Source organism: Leisingera sp. F5, assembly GCF_001593695.1.
The window spans coordinates 1-1,083 of sequence record NZ_LUKH01001358.1; the positions used below are offsets into that span (position 1 = coordinate 1).

Annotated in this window: 2 protein-coding genes; both read left to right on the forward strand. The window is 61.2% G+C overall.

The features are described from left to right. Window positions 1-494 (forward strand): 7-carboxy-7-deazaguanine synthase QueE (queE, locus tag A2I95_RS41405; RefSeq protein WP_291738087.1); only part of this gene is annotated, 494 nt, incomplete at its 5' end. Between the two features lie 18 nt (window positions 495-512). Beyond that, entirely contained in the window at window positions 513-977 is a 465-nt protein-coding gene (gene queF, locus A2I95_RS41410; protein ID WP_027259356.1) for a preQ(1) synthase, read from the forward strand. Window positions 978-1,083: the final 106 nt, after the last annotated feature.

Here is a 1,083-nt window from a genome sequence, read left to right on the forward strand (position 1 = left end):
AACCTTTGACGGTGTCGATCTCCGGCGGCAACCCGGCGATCCAGGACTTTGCACCGGTGATTGCCTACGGCAAAGCCGAAGGCTACCGTTTTGCCTGCGAGACCCAAGGGTCCGTCAGCAAGCCGTGGTTTTCGGATCTCGACACTTTGGTTCTCAGCCCCAAGCCGCCCTCAAGCGGTGAAACTGTGGATTGGAAAGCCTTCGATCAATGCCTTGAATCCGCCAAGGGCTGCGGCCAGGCGGTGATGAAGATCGTGATCTTCGACGACAAGGATTACGCCTGGGCCAAGGCCGCTGCCGAACGCCACCCGGACCTGCCGCTGTATCTGCAGCCCGGCAACCCCGAAGTCGACCCGGAGCTGCCCGTCGATCTGAACCAGGCCACCGAGCGGCTGTTGTGGCTGATTGAAAAAGTGACCGGCGACGGCTGGTTCACCCCCCGTGTCCTGCCCCAGCTGCATGTGCTGGTCTGGGGCAACAAGCGTGGCGTATGATTGGATAGGAATCCCGATATGTCTGACAGCATCTACAGCAACCTGAAGCAGCTGGGCGGCGATACCATCGTACCCGCCAGCCCGGAACAGGCAGAACTGGAGCGGGTGCAGAACCCGCAGGCCGACGTGGCCTATAACGTGCGCTTCACCGCGCCGGAGTTCACTTCGCTCTGCCCGATGACAGGCCAGCCCGATTTTGCACATCTGGTAATCGACTATGTACCCGGAGAATGGCTGGTGGAAAGCAAATCGCTGAAGCTGTTCCTCACCTCCTTCCGCAACCACGGTGCCTTTCACGAAGATTGCACCGTCTCCATCGCCCGCCGCCTGGCCGATTTCCTGGAACCGCAATGGCTGCGCATCGGCGGCTACTGGTACCCGCGCGGCGGCATTCCGATTGACGTGTTCTGGCAGACCGGCCCGATGCCCGAGGGCGTCTGGATCCCCGACCAGGGCGTGCCGCCCTATCGCGGCCGCGGCTGACACAACCCAGAGTACCTTTGACACGTTTCAGCCCGGCAGCGCAGTTGCCGGGCTTTTGCTATTTAATACAGGCTATACCCCAGCCTTGGCAATCAGGCTGCAAGAG